A 13,643-nucleotide genomic window follows, 5' to 3' on the forward strand; every position below is an offset into this window, starting at 1 on the left:
TCGCTCCCCTTACAGCAGAATTTTGCGCATATCGGCCAGCACATCGCCCAGGTACACGGCGAAGCGCGCACCCATGGCGCCGTCGATCACGCGGTGATCGTAGGACAGCGAGGTACCCATCATCAGGCGCGGCTGGAAGGCCTTGCCATCCCACACCGGCTTGATCGAAGCCTTGGACAGGCCCAGGATCGCCACTTCCGGCGCGTTCACGATAGGCGTGAAGTGCGTGCCGCCTATGCCGCCCAGCGACGAAATGGTGAAGCTGGCGCCCTGCATGTCGGTCGGTTTGAGCTTGCCTTCGCGCGCCTGCGCGGACAGTTCGCCCATTTCCTTGGCGATCTGCGCCACGCCTTTCTTGTCGGCGTCCTTGATCACAGGGACCACCAGGCCGTTCGGCGTGTCGGCCGCGAAGCCGATGTTGTAGTACTGCTTGAGGATCAGGTTCTCGCCCTTCTCGTCCAGCGAGGCGTTAAAGGCCGGGAATTTCTTCAGCGCGGCGACCGAGGCCTTGATCACGAAGGCCAGCATGGTCAGCTTGACGGCGTCCTTGTTCTTGGCGTTGGCGGCGTTCGATTCGACGCGGAACGCTTCCAGGTCGGTCACGTCGGCTTCGTCGAACTGCGTCACGTGCGGGATCATCACCCAGTTGCGGTGCAGGTTCGGGCCGCTGATCTTCTTGATGCGCGACAGCGGCAGCAGTTCGGTGGCGCCGAACTTGCTGAAGTCCAGCGACGGCCATGGCAGCAGGTCCAGGCCCACGCCGGTGCCGGCGGGCTTGGCGGCGCCGGCTGGCGCGGCCACGGTGCCCGCCATCACGCCCTTGACGTAGCCTTGCACGTCAAGCTGGGTGATGCGGCCTTTGGGGCCGGTGCCGGGCACCAGGCCCAGGTCCACGCCCAGTTCGCGGGCGAACTTGCGGATCGACGGCGAAGCGTGCGACAGCTTGCCAGTCACCACCGAGCCGGCCGATGCGGCTGGCGCAGCGGCGGCAGGGGCAGCGGCCGCAGGCGCGCTGGCGGCGGCTGGCGCGGCAGCGGCTGGCGCGGCGGCGGCGGGTGCCGCCACCGCGGCGCCGCCGGTCGCTTCAACCACCAGCACCAGCGAACCTTCAGCGACCTTGTCGCCCACCTTGACCTTGATCTCCTTGACCACGCCGGCGTGGCTGGACGGGATCTCCATGCTGGCCTTGTCCGATTCCACGGTGATCAGCGACTGGTCGACCTTGACCGTATCGCCGACCTTGACCATCACCTCGATCACTTCCACTTCCTTGAAGTCGCCGATATCCGGCACCTTCACTTCGACCGGGCCGGCCGATGCCGCAGGAGCGGCGGCTGGCGCAGGGGCTGGCGCAGCAGCGGCAGCAGCGGCTGGCGCTGCTGCGGCGGCTGGGGCGGCCACTGGGGCAGCGGCGGCGCCATCGGCCTCCACCAGCAACAGCAGCGAACCTTCAGCCACCTTGTCGCCCACCTTGATTTTGATCTCTTTGACCACGCCGGCCTGGCTGGATGGAATCTCCATGCTGGCCTTGTCCGATTCCACCGTCACCAGCGACTGGTCGACCTTGATCGTATCGCCCACCTTGACCATCAGTTCAATGACTTCGACTTCCTTGAAATCACCGATATCCGGGACTTTAACTTCCACAATGCTCATAGCGTTTGCTCCGTATTCTATTTATTGGGTCACCGGATTTGGCTTGTTGGCGTCGATGCCGTACTTGGCGATCGCCTGCTCCACCACGGACACGTCGATCTTGCCTTCTTCGCTCAGCGATTTCAGCGCGGCGACCGTGATGTAGTAACGGTTCACCTCGAAGAACTCGCGCAGCTTGGCGCGGCTGTCGGAACGGCCGAAACCGTCCGTGCCCAGCACGCGGTAGGTGCGGTTCTTCGGCACGAAGGCGCGGATCTGTTCCGCGAAGGCGCGCATGTAGTCGGTGGTGGCGATGATCGGACCATCGGTGCCCTGCAGGCATTCGGTGGCGTACGGCACGCGCTGCTGCTTGCCTGGGTTGACCAGGTTCCAACGCTCGCAATCCTGGCCATCGCGGGCCACCAGCGTCAGCGACGGCGCGGACCACACGTCGGCGGCGACGTTCCAGTCGTTCTTCAGCAGTTCGGCGGCGAAGATCGATTCGCGCAGGATGGTGCCCGAGCCGATCAGCTGTACGCGCTGCTTGGCTTTCTTGTCGCCTTCCTGCAGCAAATACATACCTTTCAGGATGCCCGCTTCCTGGCCAGCCTTCAGGCCTGGATGCGCGTAGTTCTCGTTCATGATGGTGATGTAGTAGAACACGTCTTCCTGTTCCGCCACCATGCGGCGCAGGCCGTCCTGGATGATGACCGCCACTTCATGCGAGAAGGTCGGATCGTACGGCACGCAGTTCGGGATGGTGGCCGCGATGATGTGGCTGTGGCCATCCTCGTGCTGCAAGCCTTCGCCGTTCAGCGTGGTACGGCCGGCGGTACCGGCCATCAGGAAGCCGCGGGCGCGCATGTCGCCGGCCGCCCAGGCCAGGTCGCCGATACGCTGCATGCCGAACATCGAGTAGAAGGTGTAGAACGGCACCATCACCCGGTTGTTGGTGGAGTACGACGTGGCCGCCGCGATCCACGAGCTCATGCCGCCCGCCTCGTTGATACCCTCTTGCAGGATCTGGCCAGCCTTGTCCTCGCGGTAGTACATCACCTGGTCCTTGTCGACCGGCTCGTACAACTGGCCCTGCTGGTTGAAGATACCGATCTGGCGGAACAGGCCTTCCATACCGAAGGTACGGGACTCGTCGACCAGGATAGGCACCACGCGCTGGCCCAGGTTAGGGTCTTTCAGCAGCGAGGTGATGATGCGCACGTAAGCTTGCGTGGTCGAGATTTCGCGGCCTTCCGGGGTCGCGTCGAGCACGTTCTGGAACGACGACAGCGCGGGCACGGGCAAGGACTCCTCGGCCTTCTCGCGGCGCTGCGGCAGGTAGCCGCCCAGCGCGGCGCGGCGCTCGTGCAGGTATTTCATTTCCGGCGAATCGTCGGCCGGCTTGAAGAACGGGATCTCGGCCAGCTTGTCGTCCGGGATCGGCAGCGCGAAGCGGTCGCGCATTTCGCGGATCGCCGCGTCGTCCAGTTTCTTGGTCTGGTGCGCCGTGTTGCGCGCCTCGCCCGACTTGCCCATGCCGAAGCCCTTGACGGTCTTCACCAGCAGCACGGTCGGCTGACCCTTGTGTTCCTGCGCGACCTTGAAGGCGGCGTAGATCTTGTGCGGATCGTGGCCGCCGCGGGTCAGGCGCCAGATGTCGTCGTCGGTCATGTTGGCGACCATTTCCAGCAGCTTCGGATGCTTGCCGAAGAAGTGCTTGCGCACGTAGGCGCCATCCTTGGCCTTGTAGTTCTGGTATTCGCCGTCGACGGTTTCCATCATCACGCGCTGCAGGATACCGTCCTTGTCGCGCGCCAGCAGGTCGTCCCAGCCCGGGCCCCAGATGACCTTGACGACGTTCCAGCCGGCGCCGCGGAAGTCCGCTTCCAGTTCCTGGATGATCTTGCCGTTGCCGCGCACCGGACCGTCCAGGCGCTGCAGGTTGCAGTTGACGACAATGACCAGGTTGTCCAGGCGTTCGCGCGCGGCCATGCCGATGGCGCCCATCGATTCCGGTTCATCCATCTCGCCGTCGCCGCAGAAGGCCCACACTTTACGCTCGGCCGTATCGGCGATGGAGCGGGCGTGCAGGTACTTCAGGAAGCGCGCCTGGTAGATCGCCATCAGCGGGCCCAGGCCCATGGACACGGTGGGGAACTGCCAGAACTTCGGCATCAGTTTCGGGTGCGGATACGACGACAGGCCCTTGCCATCCACTTCGCGGCGGAAGTTCAGCAGCTGCTCTTCCGTCAAACGGCCTTCCAGGAACGCGCGCGCGTACACGCCGGGCGAGGAGTGGCCCTGGATGTACAGCAGGTCGCCGCCGTGGGTGTCGCTGGGGGCTTTCCAGAAGTGGTTGAAGCCGATGCCCAGCATATTGGCCAGCGAGGCGAAGCTCGACAGGTGGCCGCCCAGGTCGCCGTCGGCGCGGTTGGCCTTGACCACCATCGCCATCGCGTTCCAGCGCATGAACGAGCGCAGGCGCTCTTCCAGCTCCAGGTTGCCGGGGCAATGCGCTTCCTGGTGTTGCGGAATCGTGTTCACGTACGCCGTATTGCTGGAGAACGGAATGTGGGCGCCGCGGCGGCGTGCCAAGTCAACCAGACGTTCCATCAGGTAGTGCGCGCGATCCGGCCCCTCTTGTTCCAGCACCGCTTCCAGTGCATCAAGCCATTCTTTCGTTTCTTGCGAATCAGGGTCGATGGCGGCGAGCGCCGTTACCTGGTCAAGTTGAGCTGACATGTATTAAGTCTCCTGTGTGAATGCCTTGATCCAGGGATCGCCGGCGGACGGTACTACGCTGATTATTTACCAATACGACAATTTAGTGGAGTGATTCTAACAGCACTCCCACGCTTTTTCAAATAGCGATATGAGTTTTTATAATGTGAAATGACCTGTCGTTTTTTGCCACACCGGGTGCTGCAATGCAGCATGCGAGAACCGGAAAAATCGAACGAGCGGACAGGCGAAAAGCCTGCCGCCACGGGGGAAATGCAGCAGCAACGCCGGGCAAGTGAGCGGCGCTTGACAGACGCGGCGGCGAGGAGTTGGCCCACATGGCGCGCGGCGGCGCGCCATCCCATGGAAAGGTGCAATAACAGATCATTTGAACACTTCAACTATTGTTGTATTATCAGAGTATGGAAAAGAACACCGCCACCACCATTTTTGAATCACTGGCATCGGGCGTCCGGCTGGATGTGTACCGGCTGCTGGTGCGCAACGGGATGCAAGGCATGGTGGCCGGCGAGATCGCCGCGACGCTCGACGTCCCGCCAACCAACCTGTCGTTCCACCTCAAGGCACTGACCCAGGCCGGCATGCTTACGGTCGAACAGCAAGGACGGTTCCAGCGCTACCGGGCCAACATGCCGCTGATGCTGGACCTGATCGCCTACCTGACCGAGGAGTGCTGCGCCGGCCATCCCGAGCAATGCGCGGATATGCGCGCCGCGTCCGGCTGCGCCAGCACCGTCCTGCCACCACTGCCTCCCACCCGAAAGCGTTCCGAACCATGAAGGTGCTGTTTCTCTGCACCGGCAATTCGTGCCGCTCGATCCTGGGCGAAGCGACCTTCAACCGCCTTGCCCCGCCAACGTGGCGCGCCATGAGCGCGCGTATCGAAGCCTGGCTTGCGTTGCCGCTGTATGAATTGGCGCACGATAAGGCTAAGCTCAAGACGGAGCTTGACCGTATCGGCGCGTTGACCGCATGACGCGTTCCCCTGCACGTTTTTGAAAGGACTAACCATGGCAACCATTCAGATTTTTGACCCTGCCCTGTGCTGCAACACGGGCGTCTGCGGCGTCGACGTGGACCAGGCGCTGGTGAGCTTCGCCGCCGACGTGGACTGGGCCAAACAGAACGGCGCGCAGCTTGAACGCTACAACCTGGCGCAACAACCGCTCGCGTTCGCGGAAAACCCGACCGTCAAAGCCTTCCTGCAACGTTCCGGGCAGGAGGCGCTGCCCTTGACCCTGGTCGATGGCGAGGTGGCCCTGGCGGGCCGCTACCCCAACCGGGCCGAACTGGGCCGCTGGGCCGGCATCGCCACCGCGGAAACGGCGCCAGCCCAAGGGGCTTGCTGCTCCGGCGGCCGCTGCTGCTGAGCGGAGGGCCAGCCCATGTACTTTCTCGCGCAACCACCACGCCATCTGTTCTTCACCGGCAAGGGCGGCGTCGGCAAGACGTCGATCGCCTGCGCCACGGCAGTGCAACTGGCCGCCGAGGGCAAGCAGGTGCTGCTCGTCAGCTCCGACCCCGCCTCGAACGTGGGGCAAGTGTTCGGTATCGACATCGGCAATCACATCACGGCGATCCCCTCCGTGCCCGGGCTGTCGGCGCTGGAGATCGACCCGCTGGCGGCCGCCCAGGCTTATCGTGACCGCATCGTCGGCCCGGTGCGCGGCGTTTTGCCCGATGCCGTCGTCCGGGGGATAGAAGAACAGCTTTCCGGCGCCTGCACCACCGAAATCGCGGCCTTCGATGAATTCACGGCGCTGCTGACCGATACGGCCTTGACGGCGAACTACGCCCACATCATTTTCGACACCGCCCCCACCGGCCACACCATCCGCCTGCTGCAACTGGCCGGCGCCTGGAGCGGTTTTCTTGAACAAGGCAAGGGCGACGCGTCCTGCCTGGGACCGCTGGCGGGACTGGACAAGCAACGCACGCAATACAAGGCCGCCGTGGACGCCTTGGCCGATCCGCGGCGGACCCGCCTGGTGCTGGTGGCGCGCGCGCAGCGGGCCACCCTGCGGGAAGTGGCCCGCACCCACGAGGAGCTGGCCGCCATCGGGTTGTCGCAACAGTATCTCGTCATCAATGGCGTGCTGCCAGCCGGCGAGGCGCAGCAGGACGCCCTGGCGGCAGCGATCGCCCAACGCGAGCACGCCGCGCTCGGCGCCATGCCGGCGGTGCTCACGGCATTGCCGCAAGACCGGATCAGCCTGAAACCCTACAATCTGGTGGGACTGGACGCGCTGCGTCATTTGCTGGACGACACTGCTGCGGTGGCGCCATCCAACACCATCGACCTGCCCGCCCGGCTCGACGTCCCCAGCCTGGCCGCGCTGGTCGACGACATCGCCGCCGACGGCCATGGCCTGGTCATGCTCATGGGCAAAGGTGGGGTGGGCAAGACCACCCTGGCCGCTGCCGTCGCCGTGGAACTGGCGCAACGCGGCCTGCCCGTGCATCTGACCACCTCCGATCCGGCCGCGCATCTGACTGAAACGCTGGAGGGTACGCTGCCGCACCTGACGGTCAGCCGCATCGACCCGCACGCGGAAACGGAACGCTACCGCCAGCACGTGCTCGATACCAAGGGCGCCCGGCTCGACGCGGCAGGACGCGCACTGCTGGAGGAGGATCTGCGCTCGCCCTGCACCGAGGAAGTCGCCGTGTTTCAAGCCTTCTCGCGCGTCATCCGGGAAGCGGGCAAGCAGTTCGTGGTGATGGATACGGCCCCCACCGGACACACGCTGCTGTTGCTGGACGCCACCGGCGCCTATCACCGCGAAGTGACGCGCCAGATGGGCACCACGGGCCTGCACTACACGACCCCGATGATGCAACTGCAAGACCCGAAGCAAACCAAGGTGTTGCTGGTCACGCTGGCCGAAACGACGCCGGTGCTGGAAGCGGCCAACCTGCAAGCGGACTTGCGCCGGGCCGGCATCGAACCGTGGGCGTGGGTGATCAACAGCAGCGTGGCGGCCAGCCGCCCAAGCTCGGCGCTGCTGCGCCAGCGGGCCCACAACGAGCTGCGGGAAATCGACGCCGTGGCCACGCGGCACGCCCGGCGCTATGCGGTGGTGCCGCTGCTGCAACAGGAGCCCGTAGGCGTGGAGCGCCTGCGCGAGCTGGCCCACCTTGCGCACGGCGAACCCTGAGCCGGCCCGCAAGCGCCCCCATCCCTTTCCTGTCAACCCAGGCCGCGCGCGCCCATGCGGCGCGGCGCGCCGTGGCCGCCGCGATCAGCCTGTTCGGCGGCGCACGGATTATTTCGCGACAGCGTAATGGACAGCATGGCTACCGGCCTCGCGTGCGTGGATCACTACTGACACTTTCTGACAGTAGGCGGTAGGATAATGACAACATTGATCACTAGCCAAGGAGCTTGAACCATGCGTCTTTACTACCATCCCATCTCGACGTGCTCGCGCCGCGTCCTGATGACAGCCCACAGTCTCGGGATCCAACTCGATCTCGTGTTGGTCGATCTCACCAAGGGGCAGCAAAATGCTCTGGAATTTTTGCAACTCAATCCGAATCATCGGGTTCCGGTACTGGAGCATGACGGTTTTGTACTCTGGGAATCGTACGCAATCATGCAGTACCTGGCCGACACGGTGCCGGATCAGACGATTTACCCCCTCGATCCACGGTCTCGCGCTGACGTCAATCGTTGGCTGTTCTGGTGCGGGCAGCATTTCATGCCGGGTGTGGCTATCCTGAATTGGGAAAACTCAATCAAGAAAATGATCGGTATCGGCCCTGCGGACCCCGCTGAGGTTAGCCGTGGCGAGAACCTCTTCGTCGAGGCAGCGAAGATACTCGATGCACACCTTGAGCATCGTGAGTGGATGTGCGACACCGGTGTGTCGCTCGCTGATTTCGCGATCGCCGCGCCGCTAGCCGACCAGCATAGCGCCAAACTTCCGATGGATGACCGGCCTAACCTCCTGCGATGGCTCAGCCGTATACAGGCGCTCGATTCCTGGAAAAAGACTGAAGCAGGCAACCTATAAGCGCCAGAGCAATGGAAACAGCGTTGCGGATGCACGGGCTTCGCAACGCGCTGGCGTACGCCTCCAAGGGGCAGCGCCAGGCCGTCATGGCCATGCAGCGTGAGGGCTTACAGTCCTTGAGAGCGGCCAGCGCCGCACTTCTGCCTGAGCCGAATTCTTCTACCCAGGCTATCCTTCACGCATTACAATAAACGGCGCCTGCCAACCCGCTCTCGTGACTTTTTGCCTATGAAAACGCCAAGCCGCCCAAAAGCGATGCTGTGTAGTCTGGTGTTTGGCCTGCTCTGCCATAGCGTCAGAGCCGAGAGCATGAGTTGGTGGCTGACCGATTTCCCGCCCTATTCCATTCCAGAAAATGGCGAGCCTGGTAGCGGCGCGGTGGATCTGGTGTTGCACGGAGTAATGGCGGCTTGGCCGGAGAAAATTACCCATCAATTCCGCATCGCCAACACCAGCCGCATCTGGACTTCCATCGATGCCGGCACGGAGGCTTGCTACACCAGTGCCTTGCACACGCCGCAACGGGCCAGACAGGCGTACCTGAGCGATGTTTTTATCCTTCCGCCCATCCAGCTGATCGTGCGCAAGGACCGCCTCGAACAAGTGCCGATGAACGCCAACGGGGAAGTCCAGTTCGCCGCCTTGATTTCCAGGCGCGATATCAATGGCGTCCTGGTCTCCGGGCGCGCCTACGGCACGGAATTGGATGCCGCGCTCGCCGGCACCCCGCATGGCGAGAATCTCACTTTCAGCGGCAGCAAGGTGCTAGGCGCCAACCTCTTCAAGATGATCGCGGCGGGCCGGGCCGACTACACGCTGGATTACGATTTCATCCTGGCCTACCAGATGAAAGACGCGGCCGCGCTGGATGTGCTCACGACCTTACCTATCGATGTCGCCAATACGCCCTTAGTTGGCAGTTTTGCCTGCCCCCGTACCTTGTGGGGACAAAAGATGATAGAGCGAATCGACCATATCGTAAGCCAGCTCGCACAGAATGCGCGCTACCGCGATCAATTTGAGCGCTGGCTCTTGCCGGGCACCAAAGCGCGCTATGCCGCGAAATTTGACCAGTTCTATAAAAGTCGAAGCAAAAATCAAGGGTCGAATCACTGACTGTTATCAATCGATAATCATCCAGCCATCCACCCGCCATTGCCGAACCTCCTCCAACCTGCAAAAAACAGAGTCTGGCCGCGCACCAGAGTACAGGCTACGCGCCCGGCATTGCAGGTGCTGTTCTCGCATTTTATTACCTCCTTTCAGTTTCTCCATGTTCTACAGAAGGGCTCGATCCTCATCTCAAGATGCCGAATTCGCCTTTGCTGGGCCGGCGCTATCGCCGCTTTCGGTTGTCCTCCAAACCGCGAGGATTCGTCGCCCGCCCCCGCCCGGCTTTATAATCTTGTTTTTCCCTCCAACTGCCAAAATCATGCCTGCTCAACTGATCGATGGAATCGCCCTCTCCCAAAAACTGCGCGGTGAAATAGCCGCGCGCGCCGCCGCGCTCACCGCCAAGGGCAAGCAACCCGGCCTGGCCGTGATCCTGGTCGGTGAAGATCCGGCCAGCCAGGTCTACGTACGCAACAAGGTCAAGGCTTGCGGCGACGTGGGCTTCCACTCGGTGCTGGAAAAATACGAGGCCGAGCTGTCCGAGACGGCCCTGCTGGCCCGCATCGCCAAACTGAACGCCGACCCGGCCATCCACGGCATCCTGGTGCAAATGCCGCTGCCCAAGCACATCAACCCGCACAAGGTGATCGAAGCCATCTCCACCACCAAGGACGTGGACGGCTATTCCGTGCTCAGCGCCGGTGAACTGATGACGGGCCTGCCAGGCTTCCGCCCCTGCACCCCGTACGGCTGCATGAAGCTGATCGAATCGACCGGCGTCGACCTGCGCGGCAAGCACGCCGTCGTGATCGGCCGCAGCAACACGGTCGGCAAACCGATGGGCCTGCTGCTCTTGCAAGCCAACGCCACCGTCACCATCTGCCATAGCGCAACGCCGGACCTGGGCCTGCATACCCGCCAGGCCGACGTGGTGGTGGCCGCCGTGGGCCGCCGCAACACGCTGACGGCCGACATGGTCAAGCCGGGCGCCATCGTGATCGACGTGGGCATGAACCGCGACGACGCGGGCAAGCTGTGCGGCGACGTCGATTTCGCCGGTGTCAAGGAAGTGGCCTCGCACATCACGCCCGTGCCGGGCGGGGTGGGTCCGATGACCATCACCATGCTGCTGATGAACACGGTGGAAGCGGCCGAGCGCCTGTAAGCGCGGCTGAGTAATTCGTGGTTCCCGCCGCTGCTGTCGCCGGCGGGAATCCATGCCCAACCCGCCTTGCCATGAGGCGGGCTGGGCATGGAGCCCCGTCCACGGCGGGGACGACGCCGAACGACCAACTTGGAACCGATATGACGACCGACGCCCTCAATCCCCTGCTGGACTTTAGCGGCCTGCCGCGCTTCGATGCGATCAAACCCGAGCACGTCACACCCGCCATCGACTCGTTGCTGGAACGCAGCCGCGCCGTGGTGGCCCAACTGGAAGCGGACGCCGGCGCCGTGCGCTGGGACAGCTTCGTGGCGCCGCTGGAGAACGCCACCGAATTGCTGGGCCGCGCGTGGGGCATCGTCAGCCACCTGAACAACGTGGTCGACACGCCCGAACTGCGCGCCACCTACAACGAAAACCAGCCCAAGGTGACCGAGTTCTGGACCGCGCTGGCCCAGAACGAAGCGCTGTTCGGCAAATACAAGGCGCTGCGCGCCAGCGCCGAATTCGCCTCGCTGGCGCCGGCCCGCCAGCGCATCATCGATAACGCCGTGCGCGATTTCCGCATGGGCGGCGCCGAACTGCCGGCCGACCAGAAGGAACGTTTCGCCGCCATCCAGGAAGAACACGCGGCCGTATCCACCCGCTTCTCGGAAAACGTGCTCGACGCCACCAACGACTACAAGCTGCTGGTAACCGACGAGGCCGACCTGTCCGGCGTGCCGGACGACGTCAAGCAGGCCGCCCGCGCCGCCGCCGAAAAGGATGGCAAGGCCGGCTACGCGTTCTCGCTGCACTTCCCATCCTACTTCCCGATCCTGCAATTCGCCGACAAACGCGAATTGCGCGAAACCGTGTACCGCGCCAACGCCACCAAGGCGTCCGCCGAGGGCAGCATGTTCAGCGAGCGCGACAAGTGGGACAACACGGCCAACATCGTCACCCTGCTCAAGCTGCGCGACGAGGAAGCCAGGCTGCTGGGCTACCGCAGCTTCGCGGAAGTGTCGCTGGTGCCGAAAATGGCGCAAAGCCCGGAACAGGTGATCGCCTTCCTGCAAGACCTGGCCAAGCGTGCCCGTCCGTTCGCAGAACAGGACCTGGCCGAACTGCGCCAGTTCGCCAAGGATGAGCTGGGCCTGAACGAACTGGCCGCCTGGGACTTGCCGTACGCGTCGGAAAAACTGCAGGAGCGCCGCTACGCGTTCTCGGCCCAGGAAGTGAAGCAGTACTTCCCCGAACATAAAGTGATCGATGGCCTGTTCCGCCTGGTGCAGAACCTGTTCACCGTCAGCATCCTGCCGGACACGGCCACCACCTGGCACCCGGACGTGCGCTTCTTCTGCATTGAGCGCCATGGCAAGCTGGTGGGCCAGTTCTACCTGGACCTGTATGCGCGCGCCGGCAAGAGCGGCGGCGCCTGGATGGACGACGCGCGCGGCCGCCGCATCGAAAGCGGCGGCGCCGTGCAGACGCCGGTGGCCTACCTGACCTGCAACTTCACGGCACCGGCCGTGGTGGACGGCAAGCCGCAGCCTTCGCTGTTCACGCACGATGAAGTGATCACGCTGTTCCATGAATTCGGCCACGGCCTGCACCACATGCTGACCCAGGTGGACGAGATCGGCGTGTCCGGCATTTCAGGCGTGGAGTGGGACGCGGTGGAACTGCCGTCCCAGTTCATGGAAAACTTCTGCTGGGAATGGGAAGTGCTGGAACACATGACGGCCCATGCGCAGACGGGCGCGCCGCTGCCGCGCGCGCTGTACGACAAGATGCTGGCCGCCAAGAACTTCCAGTCCGGCCTGCAGACGCTGCGCCAGGTGGAATTCTCGCTGCTCGACATGCACCTGCACTATGACTACGATCCGAACGGCGCCCAGTCCGTGCAGCAGCTGATCGACGAGGTGCGGCGCCAGTTCGCCGTCATCATTCCGCCCGCCTTCAACCGCTTCCAGAATGCGTTCGGCCACATCTTCGCGGGCGGCTACGCGGCCGGCTACTACAGCTATAAGTGGGCCGAAGTATTGTCGGCCGACGCCTACGCCGCCTTCGAAGAAGCCAAGGCGCTGGGCGGCGCCGACCTGGCCTCGGAAACGGGCAAGCGCTTCCAGCAAGAGATCCTGGCCGTGGGCGGTTCGCGTCCGGCGCTGGAATCGTTCACGGCCTTCCGTGGCCGCGAGCCCAGCATCGACGCGCTGCTGCGCCACAGTGGCATGGCGGCCTGACCGTTCAACCCGCATAAGGAGCGCATCATGACACCCACACCGGCCACGCCGTTGGCCTCTCGACTGGCCTGGCCGCTGGCCGGCGTGGTGGCCATGTCTTTGCTGCTCTCCGCCGGCCCGGCCGCCGCGCAAATGTACAAATGGGTGGATGGCAGTGGCGTCACCCACTACAGCGACGCGCCACCGCCGCCCAGCGCCCCGCTCAACACCAGGGTGGAGATCAAATCGTTCACGTCCGGGCCGCAGGTGGAACTGCCGGCGCAACTGGCCACTGCGATGCGCTACCGTCCCGTCACCCTGTACAGCACCAGTCCGTGCGATATCTGCGACCAGGCCCGCGTCATGCTGCGGGCGCGCGGCATTCCCTACACGGAAAAAACCGTCAACACGGCGGAGGACCACGCGGCCCTGAAGCAAGCCGGCAGCAACGGCCAGTTGCCGCTGTTGCTGGTGGGCCGCACCAAACAGATAGGCTACGAACAGAACAGCTGGGATGTGCTGCTCAGCGATGCCGGCTATCCGATGGACAATCTGCTGCCGTCCGGCTACCGCCAGCCGGCCCCCGTGCCGGCCGCGCCGCCCCCCCAGTCCAGCGCCGGGGAACAGGCAGCCGTGGCGGCCAAGGCGGCGGCCGACGAGGCGGCAAGGCTGAAGAAATTGCCGCCGCTCAATGCAACACCTGATTTTCAGTTTTAGCGTGGGGCCTATACAATCCCGTTTGCCATCCCGTCTTCCATTCCGTCCCGGCCC

At 63.9% G+C, this 13,643-nt stretch carries 11 protein-coding genes; 9 read left to right on the forward strand and 2 right to left on the reverse strand.

What is annotated here, in order from left to right:
• Positions 1–9: 9 nt before the first annotated feature.
• Together aceF and aceE are read right to left on the reverse strand one after the other, a co-directional pair.
• On the reverse strand, positions 10–1,656 hold the full coding sequence (gene aceF / locus H3H39_RS05695; protein ID WP_182152368.1) for a dihydrolipoyllysine-residue acetyltransferase: 1,647 nt from the start codon (positions 1,654–1,656) through the stop codon (positions 10–12).
• A gap of 21 nt (positions 1,657–1,677) precedes the next feature.
• Entirely contained in the window at positions 1,678–4,374 is a 2,697-nt protein-coding gene (aceE, locus tag H3H39_RS05700; protein WP_182152369.1) for a pyruvate dehydrogenase (acetyl-transferring), homodimeric type, read from the reverse strand.
• A gap of 401 nt (positions 4,375–4,775) precedes the next feature.
• Between aceE and H3H39_RS05705 the strand changes: the two genes are divergently transcribed.
• From H3H39_RS05705 to H3H39_RS05745, 9 genes are all read left to right on the forward strand, one after another.
• A complete protein-coding gene (locus H3H39_RS05705; RefSeq protein ID WP_182152370.1) occupies positions 4,776–5,153 on the forward strand; it encodes an ArsR/SmtB family transcription factor in 378 nt (125 codons plus the stop codon).
• Complete coding sequence (locus H3H39_RS05710) at positions 5,150–5,350, forward strand: arsenate reductase/protein-tyrosine-phosphatase family protein (protein WP_182152372.1); 201 nt, start codon at positions 5,150–5,152, stop codon at positions 5,348–5,350. Before H3H39_RS05705 ends, H3H39_RS05710 begins: the two co-directional genes overlap by 4 nt.
• A 34-nt stretch (positions 5,351–5,384) precedes the next feature.
• Positions 5,385–5,744: an arsenite efflux transporter metallochaperone ArsD gene (arsD, locus tag H3H39_RS05715; protein WP_182152373.1), complete on the forward strand. Its 360-nt coding sequence runs from the start codon at positions 5,385–5,387 to the stop codon at positions 5,742–5,744.
• Positions 5,745–5,759: 15 nt separating this feature from the next.
• The gene (gene arsA, locus H3H39_RS05720) at positions 5,760–7,532 is read left to right on the forward strand and encodes an arsenical pump-driving ATPase (protein WP_182152375.1); all 1,773 of its coding nucleotides are present in this window, start codon (positions 5,760–5,762) and stop codon (positions 7,530–7,532) included.
• A 234-nt stretch (positions 7,533–7,766) separates the two neighbouring features.
• Positions 7,767–8,390, forward strand: a complete 624-nt coding sequence (locus H3H39_RS05725) for a glutathione S-transferase family protein (RefSeq protein WP_182152376.1) — start codon at positions 7,767–7,769, stop codon at positions 8,388–8,390.
• 255 nt (positions 8,391–8,645) lie between these two features.
• Positions 8,646–9,506 (forward strand): TIGR02285 family protein, encoded by an 861-nt coding sequence (locus H3H39_RS05730; protein WP_255462412.1) that lies wholly within the window; start codon positions 8,646–8,648, stop codon positions 9,504–9,506.
• A 316-nt stretch (positions 9,507–9,822) separates the two neighbouring features.
• Positions 9,823–10,668 carry a bifunctional methylenetetrahydrofolate dehydrogenase/methenyltetrahydrofolate cyclohydrolase FolD gene (gene folD / locus H3H39_RS05735; RefSeq protein ID WP_182152380.1) on the forward strand — a complete coding sequence of 282 codons (846 nt, stop codon included), beginning with the start codon at positions 9,823–9,825 and terminating at the stop codon, positions 10,666–10,668.
• Between the two features lie 140 nt (positions 10,669–10,808).
• Positions 10,809–12,893, forward strand: coding sequence for a M3 family metallopeptidase (locus H3H39_RS05740; protein ID WP_182152381.1), 2,085 nt, complete (start codon positions 10,809–10,811; stop codon positions 12,891–12,893).
• Between the two features lie 27 nt (positions 12,894–12,920).
• Entirely contained in the window at positions 12,921–13,589 is a 669-nt protein-coding gene (locus tag H3H39_RS05745) for a glutaredoxin family protein (protein ID WP_229217881.1), read from the forward strand.
• Positions 13,590–13,643 lie beyond the last annotated feature (54 nt).

Origin of the sequence: Rugamonas apoptosis (assembly GCF_014042355.1) — a bacterium.
In the GTDB taxonomy this organism is placed as follows: Bacteria; Pseudomonadota; Gammaproteobacteria; order Burkholderiales; family Burkholderiaceae_D; genus Rugamonas; species Rugamonas apoptosis.

Coding starts and splice junctions, on each gene's coding strand:
- folD (WP_182152380.1), top strand. CDS start 9,823: ATGCCTGCTCAACTGATCGATGGAATCGCCCTCTCCCAAAAACTGCGC.
- arsA (WP_182152375.1), top strand. CDS start 5,760: ATGTACTTTCTCGCGCAACCACCACGCCATCTGTTCTTCACCGGCAAG.
- aceE (WP_182152369.1), bottom strand. CDS start 4,374: ATGTCAGCTCAACTTGACCAGGTAACGGCGCTCGCCGCCATCGACCCT.
- H3H39_RS05740 (WP_182152381.1), top strand. CDS start 10,809: ATGACGACCGACGCCCTCAATCCCCTGCTGGACTTTAGCGGCCTGCCG.
- H3H39_RS05705 (WP_182152370.1), top strand. CDS start 4,776: ATGGAAAAGAACACCGCCACCACCATTTTTGAATCACTGGCATCGGGC.
- aceF (WP_182152368.1), bottom strand. CDS start 1,656: ATGAGCATTGTGGAAGTTAAAGTCCCGGATATCGGTGATTTCAAGGAA.
- arsD (WP_182152373.1), top strand. CDS start 5,385: ATGGCAACCATTCAGATTTTTGACCCTGCCCTGTGCTGCAACACGGGC.
- H3H39_RS05745 (WP_229217881.1), top strand. CDS start 12,921: ATGACACCCACACCGGCCACGCCGTTGGCCTCTCGACTGGCCTGGCCG.
- H3H39_RS05710 (WP_182152372.1), top strand. CDS start 5,150: ATGAAGGTGCTGTTTCTCTGCACCGGCAATTCGTGCCGCTCGATCCTG.
- H3H39_RS05725 (WP_182152376.1), top strand. CDS start 7,767: ATGCGTCTTTACTACCATCCCATCTCGACGTGCTCGCGCCGCGTCCTG.
- H3H39_RS05730 (WP_255462412.1), top strand. CDS start 8,646: ATGCTGTGTAGTCTGGTGTTTGGCCTGCTCTGCCATAGCGTCAGAGCC.